The 18,192-nt window shown below is 40.9% G+C and carries 12 protein-coding genes and 1 pseudogene; 5 read left to right on the top strand and 8 right to left on the bottom strand.

The features are described from left to right. Nucleotides 1–115: 115 nt before the first annotated feature. The 4 genes from KZC02_RS00465 to KZC02_RS00450 form a co-directional block, all read right to left on the bottom strand. On the bottom strand, nt 116–3,265 hold the full coding sequence (locus KZC02_RS00465; RefSeq protein ID WP_221392299.1) for an efflux RND transporter permease subunit: 3,150 nt from the start codon (nt 3,263–3,265) through the stop codon (nt 116–118). Then, the gene (locus tag KZC02_RS00460; protein WP_221392298.1) at nt 3,266–3,565 is read right to left on the bottom strand and encodes a DUF190 domain-containing protein; all 300 of its coding nucleotides are present in this window, start codon (nt 3,563–3,565) and stop codon (nt 3,266–3,268) included. A gap of 182 nt (nt 3,566–3,747) precedes the next feature. Next, nucleotides 3,748–4,758: an efflux RND transporter periplasmic adaptor subunit gene (locus KZC02_RS00455; protein WP_221392297.1), complete on the bottom strand. Its 1,011-nt coding sequence runs from the start codon at nt 4,756–4,758 to the stop codon at nt 3,748–3,750. A gap of 1 nt (nt 4,759) precedes the next feature. After that, entirely contained in the window at nt 4,760–6,019 is a 1,260-nt protein-coding gene (locus tag KZC02_RS00450; protein ID WP_221392296.1) for a TolC family protein, read from the bottom strand. Between the two features lie 266 nt (nt 6,020–6,285). Between KZC02_RS00450 and KZC02_RS00445 the strand changes: the two genes are divergently transcribed. From KZC02_RS00445 to KZC02_RS00430, 5 genes are all read left to right on the top strand, one after another. Then, a complete protein-coding gene (locus KZC02_RS00445; RefSeq protein ID WP_310590390.1) occupies nt 6,286–7,398 on the top strand; it encodes a histidine kinase dimerization/phospho-acceptor domain-containing protein in 1,113 nt (370 codons plus the stop codon). Continuing rightward, nucleotides 7,395–7,646 carry an ATP-binding protein gene (locus KZC02_RS32775; protein ID WP_310590389.1) on the top strand — a complete coding sequence of 84 codons (252 nt, stop codon included), beginning with the start codon at nt 7,395–7,397 and terminating at the stop codon, nt 7,644–7,646. The genes KZC02_RS00445 and KZC02_RS32775 overlap by 4 nt, the downstream gene beginning before the upstream one ends. Before the next feature lie 60 nt (nt 7,647–7,706). Next, nucleotides 7,707–8,081, top strand: coding sequence for a response regulator (locus tag KZC02_RS00440; RefSeq protein ID WP_221392295.1), 375 nt, complete (start codon nt 7,707–7,709; stop codon nt 8,079–8,081). Nucleotides 8,082–8,146: 65 nt separating this feature from the next. Further along, nucleotides 8,147–9,193 (top strand): adenylate/guanylate cyclase domain-containing response regulator, encoded by a 1,047-nt coding sequence (locus KZC02_RS00435; RefSeq protein ID WP_221392294.1) that lies wholly within the window; start codon nt 8,147–8,149, stop codon nt 9,191–9,193. 5 nt (nt 9,194–9,198) lie between these two features. Next, nucleotides 9,199–9,789 carry an HD domain-containing protein gene (locus KZC02_RS00430; RefSeq protein ID WP_221392293.1) on the top strand — a complete coding sequence of 197 codons (591 nt, stop codon included), beginning with the start codon at nt 9,199–9,201 and terminating at the stop codon, nt 9,787–9,789. 90 nt (nt 9,790–9,879) lie between these two features. Here KZC02_RS00430 and KZC02_RS00425 read toward each other — a convergent pair whose 3' ends face one another. The 4 genes and pseudogenes from KZC02_RS00425 to KZC02_RS00410 form a co-directional block, all read right to left on the bottom strand. Next, entirely contained in the window at nt 9,880–13,140 is a 3,261-nt protein-coding gene (locus KZC02_RS00425) for a cyclic nucleotide-binding domain-containing protein (RefSeq protein ID WP_221392292.1), read from the bottom strand. Nucleotides 13,141–13,233: 93 nt separating this feature from the next. Next, on the bottom strand, nt 13,234–15,504 hold the full coding sequence (locus KZC02_RS00420; RefSeq protein ID WP_221392291.1) for a cation:proton antiporter: 2,271 nt from the start codon (nt 15,502–15,504) through the stop codon (nt 13,234–13,236). A gap of 101 nt (nt 15,505–15,605) precedes the next feature. Continuing rightward, nucleotides 15,606–17,090: a mandelate racemase/muconate lactonizing enzyme family protein gene (locus KZC02_RS00415; RefSeq protein WP_221392290.1), complete on the bottom strand. Its 1,485-nt coding sequence runs from the start codon at nt 17,088–17,090 to the stop codon at nt 15,606–15,608. Nucleotides 17,091–17,217: 127 nt separating this feature from the next. Next, nucleotides 17,218–18,151 (bottom strand): annotated as a pseudogene (locus KZC02_RS00410) (RraA family protein). Between the last annotated feature and the right edge of the window lie 41 nt (nt 18,152–18,192).

Raw genomic sequence — 18,192 nt, 5'->3', positions numbered from 1 at the left:
TTCACATTCCAAACTGAATTTTGCCAGGTGTAATTGAAAATTTGACATAAAAAACGCCGCAACAGATTTCTCCGTTACGGCAACTCTTTTGCGGCACTTAAAATTTTGGTGTAGATTATGACATTTCCAATTCAGGAACATCTGTTTTTTTAGGTTTTTTTCTTTTTTCCGCCCATAGGTAAAGGGGAGGAAGCAGGATAGGGGCGAATATTAATGTACTGGTCAATCCGCCAATGATTACGGTTGCTAACGGACGCTGAACATCGGAACCTATACCCGAAGAGATAGCAGCCGGAACTAAACCTATGATGGCGACGATCAGTATCGAAAGCAAGGCCCGGAGCTGTTCTGTCGATGCTTCCAATACGTTTTCCCTGATATTATTTTCCTGTGATTCTGTTGCCCGGTTTAAAGCAGAAACAAGCAGTACACCTGCCATTACTGAAATTCCAAAAATACTTACGAAACCTACACCTGCTGAAACATTGAAATAATAACCACGCATCAGCAGGGCTATAATTCCACCGCCTAATGCAAACAGTATACAGCTCATAGTCACCATTGTATGCGGCAAATTTTTGAATAACATAAACAGGAACAAAAATACCATGACGATAGTAAGCGGAATGGTGAATAATAATTGTTTTCCCGCACGTTCGAGATTTTCATATTGACCGCCATAAATGATGCTGTAACCTTTCGGAACCCTGATCTGAGCATTCAGTTTCTTTTGCAGCTCGGCAACAAATCCACCCTGGTCACGGCCTCTGATATTGGTTCGAACGGTTACCATTCTTTTACTTCCGTAACGATAAATGTTGGTTTGCCCTTCAATAAAATGAATATCGGCCAACTGGCTCATTGGGATCAGTGCGCCTGAAAGTGATGGAACCTGAACATTCCTGATTGCATCAATGGAATTCCTGAATTTTGGTAAAAACCGTACGACGATGTCATATCGTTTGGTGCCATCATATAAAGTTGAAATTGTTTTTCCACCAATGGCAGCTTCGATCATATTCTGGATATCAGCTACATTGATACCAAAACGTGCCGCAGCTTCTCTGTTGATATTGATTGCGAGCTGCTCCTGGGGGCCTTCCTGTTCAATATTTACATTGTCCGCACCGGGCGTGGCTTTCACGATTTTAGCTATTGCTTCTGCTTTTTTACGCATCATGTTCAGGTCATCACCTACTATGGAAACCGCCAGATCTGCTGCACTACCTGTTACTATTTCCATTACCTGGTCAATAATGGGTTGTCCGGATGAGAAGGAAACTGCCGGTAACTGTGCCTGTAAATCTTTCCTGATTTTTTCAACCAGTTCCTTTTTTGTGATTGTTTTGCTCCACAGGTCATAATCTTTGAGTCCCACGAGGATCTCATTTCTATTGGCTGGAAATGGATCTGTACCGTCATCATTTCTGCCGGTTTGTGTAATAACAAATGCGATCTGAGGATATTTGGCAATTATTTTCCTGATTTTTGGTGCATACTTCGCATTTTCCTGAATCGTAATTCCGGAGGGGAAATTACCCCGCAGGAATATAGAACCCTCATCCAAAGTTGGCAGAAATTCAGTTCCCAGTTTTAACCCGAACAATACCAAAATGATCACTACTGCAAATCCAGACAAAACTGTCTTTTTATAATTGCTTAGGATTACCGACAGTATTTTGGCATAACTCCTTGTCATAAAATCCAGAATAAAATTCTTATGTTCTTTAATTGGTTTTTCCGGGTCTGCCAGCGCTTTTTTGTAGGCAAACGAAATCAATACGGGAATAAACGTTAGTGCTGCCAGCATGGAGCCGATAACGGCAAAAGCCAGGGTCAACGCCATCGGAGAAAATAATTTTCCTTCTACACGAGTCATTAAAAGAATAGGCATGTAAGCCAGAATTATAATAGTAACGGAAAAGAAAATTTCCCGGCCAACTTCCTGTGCAGCGAGCAACGTAATTTTTACAATTCCCTGCTGTTTTTCCTCAACTGTTGCTGTTCTGTATTTGCGTATCAAATGCTCAGCCATCACACAGGCCCCATCGACAATGATACCGAAATCTATGGCTCCCAGGGAAAGTAAATTGGCAGGTATGCCCGTCAAACGCATCAGGATAAATGCAAATAATAATGAAAATGGAATAGTTAAAGCCACTACAAATGCACTTCGGATACTACCCAGAAAGAAGATCAGCAGGATAATCACAATAGAAATTCCTTCAAATAAGGTATGAGCAACGGTTTCAAGTGAATGATCAATCAGGAAACTCCGGTCATATAACGGACGAAGCTGAACTCCTTCCGGTAATTCGGTTGCCTGAAGATCGGCCATTCTTTGTTTCAAAACCTTTAAAACCTCACTTGGATTTTCGTAACGGCGAAGCAAAATGATACCTTCAACACCACTGCTCACATCCACTTTTTCCTTTGTAATGGTATATCCCATTACACCACTTGGAGGTGGCGGTGTAATTTCAATTGTGGCAACATCACGAACAAATACAGGTACACCATTTTCAGATTTTAAGACGATATTCTGGATATCCTGTTCATTCTTAATGGCTCCCAAACCACGGATAGCAAATCCCTGCCCGCCTCTGGAAATGATATTACCGCCGGTATTTTGATTGTTAACCTTTATCGCGTCCATCACATTCTGCAATGACAGGCCATATTTTACCAGTTTTTCGGGAGAAGTAATGATATGAAATTGTTTGAGCGGACCGCCGAATGTGGTAACATCTGCAATGCCCGGAACCTGCAGGAGAGCAGGTTTGATCACCCAATCCTGCAAATCGCGCAATTGGGTAGGTGTAAAACTGGATGGAGCCTCTACTACATAACGCAGAATTTCCCCGACAGCAGTTGACAAAGGTGCCAGTTCCGGAGCAACGCCATCAGGCAATTCCGCAGATGCAATTCGTTCTATCACCTGCTGACGAGCAAAATAATCGTCCGTTCCGTCTTTGAAAGTGAGCTGAACAACAGACAGTCCAAAAATCGTACGGCTCCTTCTGTCGAGTACATTAGGCGTATTTTGCAGAGCACGTTCTATCGGTACTGTTACTTGCTGCTCTACTTCTTCGGCAGCTCTCCCCGGATATTGGGATACTACGATTACATTGGTATCGGCAATGTCAGGATAAGCTTCAATTTTGAGTTGGGTAAAACACCAGTATCCAACTCCCATCAGCACAACGCTTATGGATATGACAACCCAACGGTTGCGTAAACTAAAAAAAAGCAGGTTCTTAATCATTTAATTCCACTTGTCTACTTGATTGGTCACTATAAATCCGCTTTTTACTTCTTTACGAAGCTGTGTCAAAGCAGCGCGTACTTTTTCTTCATCATCAATAAATGAGATGATCATGGGTGTCTCGTCGAAGCTGAATAGATCATTCGGGCGGTTCATGTGTTTTCCATCGTAACCCAGCCATCCGCGGTAAACCGTCGCACCTTGCACCCGCTGTTTTACCAAAAACCGGAGTATGTATTCATATAAAGGCAACTCGCCTTTCCATTGGTCGTTGCCAATAAATATCTGAGCCTGTAACACCTGTTTTAATGGTTAATGGTTAATTATAAATTGTTAATGTCGCGATGCGGTTCGGGCGCGGGTCTTAGTGATGCGATAAGTCATTGTGAAACAATAATTTATCAAAGGATTGGCAACGTTTTATTGTTAGCATTTAACACCGGAGGTCATTAATAATTAACCATTTATAATTAACCATTGCCCTAGTATCCAAATGAAAGACCCTTCAATTGCATCACTCCCTTAACCGCTACATGATCACCATTTTTCAGGCCTGAATATGCAATGATCCGGTCACCGATCTGATCACCTATATTCACCTCACGCCTTTCAAATGCGGTAGGGCTGGTTTTAACGAAAACGTAATTTTTACCCTGGATCGTAATAAGCGCATCTTTGTCTATGCTCATGTTTTTTCCTTCACTCAACCCAAAAGCAAGTGAACCAAACATCCCGGCTTTTAGCTTACCGGTTGAATTGTTGATACTTACGCGAAGTTTGATCATACGTGTAGTTTGGTCAACCATGTCGGCAACGTCATCTATTTTTCCGGTAAAATCCTCATTCGGGAACGCAGTGAATTGTAAGGTGCATTTGCTTCCTTCTTTTACCCTGCTGATTTCATTTTCAGGAATATCACAAATTATATATGCGGTTCCGGCAGGAGCGCGGCGTAATTGTAAAGGTTCGAACCCGCCTGCTTTCAGTTTGGTTTCGTGCTCAATTATGGCAGAACGTTCGTTGATCAGGTTGGTCTGTTCCATGGATAATGCAGTTTCGGATTCAAGCAGATCTTTACCTGTTGCAGCGCCGTGTTCCTGCAGATCCTTCATTCTTGAAAGTTCAGTTTTCCTTTGCTTGATATTCACATTCTGCAATTGGTTTATCATTGTCAGATGCTGCAAAAGCTGGGTATAATTTCCTGACAGTTCGGGATTGTCAAAAAGAACGATATTTCCCGAAGCACCCTCGTCCGACCTAACGACAGTTGCAGCTACCTTGGCCGGTGCAGTGATATCGGCCATCAGAGAAGAACTTTTTGTATTTTCAGTGTCAAAAAAATCGGCACTTTCCGCTTTGGGAAAAGAAATTTTAGTCCCCGCTTCGTTGACAACCGGACTTGTATCGTCGACCCGAACCTGTTTGGTTTCTTTACTTGTACAGGCCGATAACAAGCCAGCAATAAGCCAGCCGTATATTGTTAACTTTTTCATTTTATTGTGCGAATTGATTGATTAAGCCAGATGTATAAAGTAAGTCAATATAGCTTTGGCGATATTGCTGAAGGATATCATAATACTGATGCTGCGTATCCAGCCAGCTTCTCTGGGCTTCCAGGAAGTCAATAATAGTGGTACCACCACGCAGATAGGAGTATTTAACACTATTCAGAATGGACTGTGATTGTGATAACAACTGGTTGAAGTTCCGGACATTCTGCTTTTGGGTCTGGTATGTCCTGTAAGCGGTCAGTATTTCGGCCTGAATCTGAAATCCGGTAGTACGCAAATCCTGTTCTGCCTGTAGTTTCACCACCTGCGATTTTCTGATTTCGCCCTGGTTTCTTGAAAAAACAGGAATTTCCAAAGTCGCGTAAACTCCCATATACTGGGTTTTATTCTGAGGGTTATAAAGCAAACCCAGCTCTGGAGTTGGCAAAGCAGTTGATTTTTGCAATTTGATGTTGGCATCAGCAACGTCCATCACAGATTTTATTGCCTGAATATCTGTTCGTTGCAGTAAAGCCTCCTGTACTATTGCATCCATCTGCGATGGAATGGCAAACATGAAATGATCCGTTGTATCAATTTCGACCGAATCTGCTGCACCCAATAAAAAGCGCAGGTTGGTCAGCTCGTTTTGATAAACCTGTCTAGCAGATTTGATCTGCATCGTGTACTGATTAGCCAAAAGTTCAGTTCTTGCCAGATCTGTTGTTGTAATCACCTGATTTTTCAAACGTAGCCTGTTGATATTAGCCAGGGAATCAATATTACTTTTTGCATTACCAATTATATCCAGTTGTTTTCCAGCAGACCAGACATCCAGCCATTTCTGCGCTACCGCATGAAACAGATTACGCTCTGTTTCGGCATATTGCTTTTGTGTCAGTTTTACATTTTGTTCTGCAAAATTTATTTTGTTCGCCCTTTGTACAGGTAACTGAAAAGGCTTGGTAACCTGCCACCAAACCTGACGATTTGAACCATTGTACCAGTTAGATTTTTCGGGAAATTTAGAAGGCTGGATCAGTTGCAGCGACTGGTTGTTGATCACCGGATTAGGACGAAGCTGCGCCGTGGTAATATCCGCTTGAGATATTGTCACATTATATTGCTCCCTTTTTAAAATGGGGTTGTTGGATTTAGCAGTTTGCAATGCTTGCTGAAGTGTGTATTTGGTTTGGGCACTGCATACTGCGGACCATGCCAAAAGCAATATAATCAGTCCTGTTTGTACTACTTTGAACGACATCTTTTTCAGTTTATACTTATTAGTTAGACCTATCTGGTTGCAAAGATTCGTATACAGGGTAAAAATGGTATTAAAACGGTTTTATAATTGGGTTAAAAAACCATTAGAAAAAGATTAGAGCCATTTTTGCTGGTTTAAAACAGTAAATTTCTTTGAATGTAAAATGGGATAAGCGCCTGGATTCTATATTCCGGAGGAAAATAATTACTTTGCCAGTGATTTGACAAACTCATTAAAGCAAGATTAATAAATACTGATAAACCCGCATGGATTATTTTCTGGTAACATTTTTTTTGATCCAATATGTACGTACCGCGCTAAATACACGTGTCCAGCTACCTGACTGGGATAAGTTGCTCGTTTATGCCCGGTATGTTTCTATCGCCCTAATGGCTACCTATTTTATTGCTGATACGCCATCATGGTTCAGCTGGCTCTGGCATATATTTATGATCCTTCTTATTGCAACCGCCTATAAAAACGAAGAATTTCGTTCGGTACGGAGTATAATCCAGTCAGTTCTGCCATTTATAGGTATTTCGATTTTTAATGATTTTGTTGAGCTTGTGGCACCAAAGTTCTTTGCAAAGTACGACGACTACTTCTCTGTGGCGAGTGCTTTTGCTTTCACACTTTGCTTTATTATATGGTTTTATGCAAGAAAACAGCAGACGGTTTTAATTAAGGAAAGAGAAGAGAGGCTTCGGGAAGAAAAGGAAAGCAAAGCACAAAAAGAATCACTGGAATACCTGGTTGCAGAAAGGACCTATGAACTTACCCAGCAAAAGGAGGAACTTCAAAAAACGATTGAAGAACTGAAAGCTACTCAGAACCAGTTGATTCAGAGTGAAAAAATGGCATCTTTGGGAGAACTTACAGCTGGGATTGCACATGAAATACAGAATCCGCTCAATTTTGTAAATAATTTTTCAGAAGTTTCCGTCGAACTTTGTCAGGAACTGGAAGATGAAATTGATAAAACTGCAATTGATGCGTCTGAAAAGGAATATCTTAAAGGAATAATTGGTGATCTGAGTCAGAACCAGCAAAAGATAACGCACCACGGTAAACGTGCAGATTCTATTGTAAAAGGCATGTTACAACATTCAAGGGCATCATCGGGTGAGAAAGAACCGGTTGATATTAATGCCCTGGCTGATGAATATATGCGATTGGCTTATCATGGTTTGCGTGCCAAAAACAAAGAATTCAATTCGGCTTTGGTGACTGATTTTGACCAGGCAATTGGAAAAGTGGAAGTCATGCCGCAGGATCTGGGAAGGGTTTTCCTTAATTTATTTACCAACGCATTTTATGCTGTTGCGGAAAAAAGCAAAAACTGGCCGAAATCGGAGATGTCAGCTACAAACCGGAAGTGAAAATAACCACAAAGAAATTTGCGGATAAGCTATATATCAGAGTTTCAGACAATGGAACAGGTATGCCGGACCAGGTAAAGGCTAAAATATTTCAGCCGTTTTTTACAACAAAACCTACGGGTCAGGGAACGGGTCTGGGTTTATCTATGAGTTATGATATTATTACAAACGGCCATGGAGGTTCCCTGGACGTAGATACAATTCCAGGTGAAAGAACTGAGTTCAAAATTACTATACCTATTTCCTAAATAAATAAATCTTAATTGCTGCCGACTGCTGAAAGCCGGCCGCCAATAGAAAATAATCTTATGAAAATACTTGTTGTGGATGACGAAGAGGATGTCAAATCACTTTTTGAGCAGAAATTCAGAAAAGAAATCCGAAGCGGATTGTTTGAATTTTCCTTCGCTTTTTCAGGCGAAGAAGCGTTACATTTCATGGAGGAAAATGCTTCGAAAGTGGTAATGATTTTATCAGATATCAATATGCCTGGAATGAGCGGTATCGAGCTGTTAAAATCCATCCGGAAGGAATTTCCTCACGCGCCGCCACAGGTTATGATGATCACAGCTTATGGCGACAGCCACAATCACGACCAGGCAATAAAGCTTGGTGCTGATGATTTCCTGACCAAACCGGTAAACTTTTCCGAATTGAAGGAAAAACTGTTATTAATTCAATAAGTCTTCGCTATATTCAATATATTCACTTTACTCAACTTTTTCGAGATCCGGAAAAAAACGACTTTATGAAAGCCAAAATACTGGTAGTGGACGATGAAGCAGACTTACAGTTGCTGATCAAACAAAAATTCAGGAGACAAATCCGCGAACAGGAATATGAGTTCATTTTTGCCGAAAATGGTGTAAAAGCATTGGAAATGCTGGATGTGCATATGGACGTTGACATGGTCCTAAGTGACATCAATATGCCAGAAATGGACGGACTTACACTGCTTATCCGTCTTGGAGAAGTAAGCCCGATCTTAAAGTCCGTTATTGTTTCTGCATATGGTGATATGGATAATATCCGTACTGCCATGAACCGGGGAGCTTTTGATTTCCTTACAAAACCCATAGATTTCAAGGATTTGGAAGTGACCATGGAAAAGACTTTGAAATATGTGGAGCAGTTGAAGGAAACACTGAAAGCGGTTAGGGAAAATGATATTTTGCGCATGTATGTGGATGCGTCCGTGTTGAAATTTATGACGCAGGATGCATTTGGTAAATCTTTAATGTCAAGCGAAAATATTGAGGCTACGGTTGTTTTTATGGATATGTGCGGTTTTACTTCAATCTCTGAAAGGGAACCTGCGGATAACGTTGTAAAGCTGATCAATAAATACTTTGATGTAATGGTTAAAGAAATCATTGCCCAGGGCGGACTAGTGGATAAATTTATGGGGGATGCTGTAATGGCTGTTTTTAGGGGCGAATATCACCTGGATCGTGCAGTGGAATCATCTCTTGCAGTCCGGAATCACATCAACAGTTTTAAGGAAGAATTGTCGGATCAGTCGGGTTATTATCCCAAGGTGGCAATTGGTATTAACTCCGGTGAAATGGTTTCTGGAAATATTGGATCGGCGGCACTAAAAAGACTTGATTATACAGTCATTGGTGATGCCGTAAATGTTGCTCAGCGCCTGCAATCCATTGCAAAACCCGGCCAGGTAGTTGTGCAGGAATCTGCTTATCACAAAATCAAAGAAGCATTTCAATGTAATCTGATAGGGGAGGTTAACCTGAAAAATAAAGCCAATGTTGTCAACATTTACGAAGTACTGGAATAACGGAAATGAAAGAGAACCTTGCGAATGTTGATGCGGCTGAAGCATATATTGTAGGTGAACTGAATCGGAAACTTCCTGGAAACTTGTATTATCACGGGCTTCATCATTCAGTGGATGTTACCAGCGCGGCACTTAAATTAGCCCAACAGGAAAGAATCGTTGATCCGGAATCGCTGACGCTACTTAAAACGGCTGCATTGTATCATGACTCCGGATTTATGGATACATACAAAAATCATGAAGAAGCAGGTTGCGATATTGTAAAAAACAAACTGCCTGGGTTTGGATATACATCTGAACAAATTGTAGCGATTTGCAATTTGATCATGGCTACAAAACTTCCTCAAAATCCCCAAACTCATTTAGAGAAAATCCTTTGTGATGCTGATCTGGATTATTTGGGCCGTGATGACTACGAACCAATTGCAAACACCTTATTTACAGAATTATCTGCAAGAAACCTGATTTCAGATGCAGATTCGTGGAACGATATGCAGGTTAAATTTCTTGGATCGCATTTATACTGGACAGAATCTGCAAGGAAAAACCGCGATGATCTGAAACACAAACACTTGCGGAATTTAATGTCCGTTTGATGTTTATATTCATAAATTCCATAGGTTGAAACCGATGGAATTTTATTCCATTGCTATTTTACGGTCAAATGTAAGGGAATGATAATGCAATCAATTGGTAGACAACAACCTCATTTTTTCATTCTGAACACGGATTCTCTGGCAAAGTATACGAAGTACATTGCGCAGGATTTCATCTCGCTCTTCCATTAGCTCAAAAAAATCTTCCTGGTCAATCCTGAACAGGAGTACATCAGATTCGGAAATCGTTGAAGCCGATCTTGGTTCCGTATCAAGCAGCGAAAGTTCACCGAAAATCTCACCTTTATCGAATAATGCCAATTGTTTTACACCATCATAAATTCCTACTTCACCTGCATAAATAATATACATACTATCACCCAAATCGCCTTTCGCAAATATTTGCTGCCCTTCCTGATAGGATATTTCCTTCATAATAGGTGCAATGGAACTCAATACATTTTCAGGAGTTGTAGAAAAAAGCTGTGTGTTTTTCAGAACAATGATTCGTTCCATTTCTGAAATTTGCTGCGAACTGTCTGAGTTTTTCATAGTAGCTGGTGATGTAATTTTAAGATAAAAAGCTGGGTTCAGGCCTGCATACTTTTGTTGTGCAGCATCACGGATCAGGCTCGTATTATGATTTGATAAAGTATTTAAAAGTTGTAGATCAGATTCCTGAATATTCCAGCGTTCAATTGCCAATGCAATGGTCCACGGCGTAAAGGATTTTTCTAACTGGTTTATAATTAGATTAATAAGAGAAATATTAGTGTCCTGATTACCCAAATACTGACGTAATGCATCCCGCTTTCTGGGAATAGATATGTCTTCAAACAATGCATACAAAGAAGGATATAATGTCCTTGGTAACAGGCTTTCAATCATTTCCAAAGAATTGGCGCGCTTTTCCCTGGAAGCATGTTTAATTCCTTTCCAGGCATTCTGCACGGCATCTTTGTCATATTGGATCATAAACAGGTAAAAAAGCCGCTGACTGGTCAGTGTCAGTTCATATTCCAGTGCATCGTTCCATGTTTTATCAGTTTCATTTTCATTCATACCATTCAGCAGCTGGTAGGCATGTACCAGTTCCTTTTCTACAAATTCTGACACAATTACCTTTTGTTCAGTATTTAAGGAATAATTGGAAAGAACTTTTAAAGCATCTAAATGTACAGAAAGACTTATACTTTTTGAATGTCCGGTATGTATTGAATGTTTTTGCAGGTAAATACTTTGAATTAGCTGAAAAAGTAAAGGGAGTATAAACTCGTGGTGATGTTTTTTGGATACTTTAATCAGGATGGATATTTTTTCGCCGGATTCATCATCAAGCAGCCATTCCTGTAAGACGGGAATACCTGAGTTTCCTGACTTCATTAAGGAACTCACAGTAGCCGCCGATAACTGGCTGTCAGCATGAGCATTCAGAAACGGTTTTAATTCATTCAAAAGCTGACCGGATCCGCTGGCAGCAATTACATCCAGTGCTTGTTGCCTTACTTTAAATGTGCCTTTACGCAACAGATTTTTGATCGAATCTTCATACGAAGCGATCCCGACCGCATTGATACAATCCAGTGCAATAATCTGAAATTGTTCTTTTTCAGAAAGGAATAATTTACGTAATGTGCCATGAATCATCGGCAGGGCTTTGTGTGCTTCCCAACATCCAAGAATTGCCCCGCGGACAATGTCAGGATCCTGGTGTGCCAGATATCTGGCTATTTTTTCGTCAGACAATTTAGTTGACGAACACAAAATCCGGACCGCTAATGTCTGGCATGCAGTGTCCGGTTCTTGTTCAATATAGGCATAGAACGACTCTGTTAACTCTGGTTTTTCAATTTGAGCCAGAGTCTGTAATGTTTTGAGACGAACCTGAACGAAAGGATTTTTCAATAGAAAATCTACATTTTTTCTAAACTGCGACTCCTTATTTTTTGCCAGCCAATCTATAGCGTTGATCACTTCCTCCTTCTTATCGCTCTTCAGATTTTCGGTAATAATAGGAAGCGCTTCGGTTTGTGATGCCATTTCCCCGCTTCTGATAAATCTTTTACTGATCGCATTTTTCAACTCAACAATATACTCGCGGTAAGCTTTACGGAAAATGAACAAGGCAACAATTGCAAATAACAGTGACAAATCAAATGCAAGACTACTGTCAGATAATTTCTTGGAATAAACGATCCATAGTAATATCCCGGCGATCATCATACCCAAAGGCTCGTAAAATCCTTTGGCAAGTGTATGACCCTTCAAGCGATTTTTTGTTGAAAGCGGCTGGAATAAAACCAGAAAAACAGAATCGAAAATCGTCCTTCTAACGAGTTCAAATAAGAAATAAGCGATGCAATAATAGACCAGCAAAGAAGGTTCGTCTTTTTTGAAATAGGAAGAAATGAGTAATCCCATTGAAATCAAAACGGTTGTCAGCGGCAATAAATAAAGTGTGTAACGAACTCCGAACCGCTCTACGGTTTTTCCGGAGAACAGCATTTTAACAAAGGTGCTGATCACATAAGTTGCAGTCAGCAGTGAACCTATGAATAAAATGACATCATGCTGACTGTGAAACTTATACTTGACATTCACAAAAAAATTGTATTCAATCCAGGTTGCTGCGGCTGCTACAGCCACCATACCCAGACACAGCGCAGTGACCAGTTTATTTCCTCCAAAGTATTTCTGAACAATTTTAGAGTCGGAAAGCCCGGCCCGACGTGGCCTTGCGTGGTGCGGATTTGGTATTTCTGTATGCCGGAATGTAAGTATTTGTGTATAAAATGCCAGTCCGAAAAATACTAATGAAATTACCAGTAAAATCATCAGTACGGAAGGGGAATGAATAAGAACTGCCAACACGGCACCCAGTGCTTTTGCCGGCATATCACCCGCTCCGATTACGCTGAACAATCTTTTGCTTTGCCGTACATCAAATACCAGTGCAGATAAACCCCAGAATTCCAGATTAATAAGCAGGTAAATAATTCGGTAACCGACCATGATAGCGATGGCTGTTGCAATGCCATGCCCAAGCCATAATAACAACATGACTGCCACAACCATGAAAAGTGAAGCCAACATGGTGCCCAGACTTAGCCTTTCAAGGATTAGATGGTGCTCGTAATATTCATAAATTTTACCAGCGATCATCACCGCCAGTGCAGCTGCAATATATGCAATTGGAAGTGATGATTCCGGATGATTTTCCAGTAATAATATGTTCGCAGATACGTAAACGAGTGTTGTACCTACGTTTATAAAAAAATTATGAAAAAAGAAAAGAAGCGTCTGCGGATTAATTTTATTTAAAAATCTATTATTCGTAATCAATGATATCATATGGTTGGAATGCTAGCGTCACTCATGTAAAATAAACACTTATTATTCCTTTTAAAAACTGCCAGATAGGTAAGTACGATAAATTCCGCATTTTTACCCGCGGATAATAAGAACAGAGGGCGAATTTGAAAGCCAGATACTGTGTGATTCGACTGCTTTTTTCCAGCTTTCATAGCTGATCATCATGAGATCCTGCTGTTGTAAAAAATCCTTCTCCAATCCGTTTTCACTGTGCAGGTTTATCCGGCCAGGCCCAAGTAATTCCATAGAATCCACTATTTCTTTTATTTTCAAATCCTGTTCTATCATTCCTGATGGATCCATGATGGTGACAGCCACTTCGCCATGCAACATCATTTTACTAGCAAAATGAAGTAGAAATTGGTCCTGAACAGAAAATAATGGCACAAAAATATCTTTTACCATTTCCAGGTTTTTTTCTATCAGAATTGCAACAGGGACTTTTACAGATTTAATAATATGGCTGGTTCGTTCGTCAAAAATATCGGCGTGGAAAAGTTTGGACTTACCCTTAATGGTATCATATAACCGGACCGGACTAATAATCTTGGTTGTAATACCCAATACTTTTCCAAGAATCGTACCTTCAAAAACACTGTGTCCGATGCCCATTAACAGGATATCGTAATCCCCATGATTGGCTATTTCTATGATATCATGCTCAACATCATGAGATGGTTTGAACAATGAAATAATCGGGAGATCCAGCTTTTCAGCTTCGTCAATTACCGGCCTGAATGTTTCAGACTGGTACTCTTCCGTATTGACCTGATTCAGATAACTACTTGGTGATAAATGCAGGGCAGTTACATTTTGAGATGAAGAAGTTTCAATGAAATTGTTGGCTAACCGAATCATTTTACGTCCTCCCTGTGGATTTGCGAAGGCGACAAGAACTGAAAACCCGGAAGTTTCAATTATATTCTCCTCAGGTTTTAGTTTTCTTTCAGGCATAAACCTGTTAATCAGGTCAAGAGCAGGGCCGGTCATACAAGTAGTTGCCAGTGCCATGATGACCATCATGGCAAAAATTTCCGGCGACAATACACCGATATCATATCCGATATTAAGCACCACTAATTCCATCAGCCCGCGGGTATTCATGAGCGAACCAATTATCAGGCTATCCCTCCAGCTTTGTTTGACAAACCGTGCAGCAACGGCGCTTCCAATGAATTTTCCGGCCACGGCTGCTGCTATGATAATACCGGTAACCTGCCAAAGATAAGGATCGTTAAGCAAACCAATTTGCGTTCTCAGACCCGTAAATACAAAGAACAACGGCAGTAAAAGCACCATAGAAACGTCTTCCACTTTTTCAATGAACAGATTCCTGAAACTTTGGTTTGAAGGCATAATAACGCCTGCCATAAATGCACCAAAAAGCGCATGAATTCCAATAACTTCGGTACTGTATGCTGATAATAAGAGAATTACGAAGAATACAGCAACGACAGTTTTTGTAAGCCCCTCTTTATAACTGTAATGATCTCCCAGTCTTTGTAAAAATGGTTTTACAACCTTTAACATAAGCAACACATAAGCTCCGGCGAGCAAAATGGTATAAACCGAACTTAAAAATGATCCTGCTTTTACGATGGCAATTACAGCGGCCAGGATGCACCAGGCAGTAATGTCGTCGGTGGCAGCACAGGTAATTACCATCGTTCCCAGTTTGGTTTTGGATAGTCCCCGCTCCTGAACTATCCTGGCTAATACCGGAAAAGCGGTGATACTGAGTGCGATACCAATAAATAAGGAAAATGATAGAAAGCTGATGCCGTCCGGTGCAAACTGCTGATATATGTAAAGCGAAAGTCCAACACCCAGAGCAAATGGCAGAATGATACTTGCGTGACTGATCACGATAGCTTCCTGCGCTTTGGTTTTTAAAACTTTAAGATCCAGTTCCATGCCGATAATAAACATGAACAGAATAAGCCCGATCTGACTCAGGAATTGAAGGTTGCCCAGGGATTGTTTGGGAAATAGAAACAAAGAAAATTCAGGAAAAAATGTTCCGATAAGTGATGGTCCCAGGAAAATACCAGCCGCGATTTCGCCAATTACAGTAGGTTGTCCGATCAGTTTACAAACCCATCCGAATATTCTTGCAACAACAATGATGGTGATGATCTGTAAAAGTAATATGGCCAGCGGATTGCTTACATCGTGAGATAACGTGCTGATGAACTGATCAAATGAGGAAATGTTGAGATCAGGTGTTTTTGATGCTGTTCTTCCAATTTCAAGGCTTTGTCCCCGAATTAAGAACCAATAAAGTAAACCGGAAAAAGCGCCAATCGTTAGGGTATAAAATAGTACGTTGCGTATGTTCTTCATAAAGGGATAGGTAGTGAAGTACGCAAAATACGAAAATTATGGGTTTGGTGCGGTGTTCAGACTTTCCAAGTCTTTGAGACTTGGAAAGTCTGGAACTGATTTCAACTCCACAACCTGTCATGTGAGCGCTTTTCATTCCAGTCCGGAGTAGGAGCGAAGAAGCTCTTATCCTTTGGTAAAAGATGTTTTTTTACTTCTTCCTCATTTAGTTCAATGCCCAATCCAGGCGCTTCCAAAGGAACTGGCGCGTAACCTTTATCAATTATTTTCCTGCCATCTGTGGTTTTCACCAGACTTTCCCACCAGGGCACATCGACTGAATGATGTTCCAGTGCAAGAAAATTTTGAGTAGCAGCGGCACAATGTACATTTGCCATAAAACTTACCGGAGTCCCGGCAAAGTGCATGGCCATAGCAATTCCGTTATCTTCTGCGTAATCACCTATACGTTTGGTTTCCAGTAATCCGCCGGAGGAGGCCAAATCGGGATGAATAATATCAACAGCACGTTTATCTATCAATGGCTTAAAACCTTCTTTCAGGTAAATATCTTCGCCAGTCAGACAAGGCGTTTCCAAAGCATCGGAGATGGTTTTCCACTGATCAGTATATTCCCATGGCACAATGTCTTCCAGCCAAGCAAGCCGGTATTTGTCCAGTGCTTTTCCTAATCTGATTCCGTTATTCAAGTCAAAATGACCGTAATGGTCGGTTGACAACGGGATTTCATAACCCACCACACTACGTACATCTTCAACCACTTTTGCCATTTCATCAAGGCCTTTCGGTGTAATCTGAATGGCAGTGAACGGGTGTTTTGTATTTGCATACGAATGGTAATCTCCTGCCCATTGTGAAAATCCGCCACCCCAGACTTTATTGTTTACAACACTTCCTTCATTATTCCGGAGCATTCCTATGGATACATCCATTTTAAGCCAGGTATAACCCTGGTCCTGCGTCCGGAACCGGATTTTGTCCTTGAATTCATTTAAGTCGTTGGATTCCGGAGTGTCTGCGTACAACCTCACCTTATCGCGATACCTGCCGCCTAGTAACTGCCAGCATGGAACATTATAAGCCTTACCGCATAAATCCCAAAGGGCCATTTCAACCCCGCAAACTCCGCCTGCCTGCCTGCCATGCATACCAAATTGTTTGATAGATTTGAAAAGCATTTCTACATTACAGGGATTCTGACCAAGTAAATGGCTTTTCAGAAATAATGCATAACGTTCGTCTGCACCGTCGCGCACTTCTCCCAAGCCATAAATACCCTGATTGGTGTCAATACGGATAATTGGAGTCCTTCCTACATTCTGAATAATACAATAGCGCAGGTCCGTAATTTTCAGTTCAGAAGGTTTGGAGGCACGATTAACTTTTGAAGTAGCCTGGGCAATTGTATCCTCCGCAGACATTGACATAAAGCCACCTAATGCAATTCCGCCAACCGCTGCTTTTCTTAAAAAGTTACGTCGATTATCCTTTGTAGCCGGATTATTAATTTCAGCCAAATGTGCTTCTTTTTCAGCCTGTTCGACTTTTCTATTAGAGGCAATGATTTGATTCAGTATACTTTTCATTTGATAAGGTTTAAGAATTTAATAAAATACTTCGGCAATTGGCATTTGGCTGTCGGCTGTCAGCAATCGGCCACCGGCAGGTTTTGGCTGACAGCCGATGGCCGACAGCCAAATGCCGACTGCCCTCTCAATAATTTCTTTCTTTCAGATAATCATCCAGTTCTTTTTTTGACATGGGAAGTTTACCTGGATAATTATTCACCCATTGCAGGAAATCCTTCTGAAATTGCTTCCGTCCATTTGGTATCAATTTCACCGGGTGTATATTTTCCCTCACGTAAACGAAGATGCCCGAATTCATCCCGCAATGCAGTTACTTCCGAAGTCAATACAAGTTCTTCCACCAAATGAGCCGGAATGAAAACTGTACCATATTTTTTGGCCAGAACAACATCTCCCGGCAACACCGTAGCCCTGCCAATTCTAATCGGCGTATTAATATTGGAAAGCATCATTTGCTGGATGTAAGAAGGATCATTTCCCTTTGTCCATGCATTAAAACCGCTAATTTTACTTAATCCTTCAACGTCCCTTACTGAACCGTAAAAGATTACCCCACGCTTAGATTTGGCGTAAATGGAATTTCCCAGGTTGTCGCCGATTAATGTTCCGTCTGCAATTTTACCGTAGCCGTCTGCCACATAAACATCACCTTCTTTTAGTACATCAATAGGCCATGAATTGGTACCACCAGCTTGTACACGACCTTCTTTTTTACCCGTTTCTTTTACCAGATCCTGTAGATCAGGCCGTAATGGAAGATATTGTGCTGTAACTACCCTGCCGGTCATGGCGCTGTCGGAATGTATCAGCTGCCATTCGCCTTCAAACTGGTTCTGATAACCTTTATTTCGCAAAACACCCCATGCTTCTTCCATAGAAATGTTCTTTAACCTGGCTAGAATTGCATCTGAAACCTTTGGCCGCCCATCTGCTGAACGTTCTCCTTTCCAAAGAGAGGTATATGCTTTTATCTGGTCAGGTGCAGGAGAAATAGATTGCGCCCTTGACAACATGGCAAAAAGTAGGAACACACCCGTGTAAATGATTTTTTTTAACATAAACCGAAAAAATTTATTAACACAAAATATATATAATGCCG

Source organism: Dyadobacter sp. NIV53, from assembly GCF_019711195.1.
Classification (GTDB): Bacteria; Bacteroidota; Bacteroidia; order Cytophagales; family Spirosomataceae; genus Dyadobacter.
Note: the sequence above shows the minus strand (reverse complement) of the source record. Positions and strands in the feature narration are given on the sequence as shown.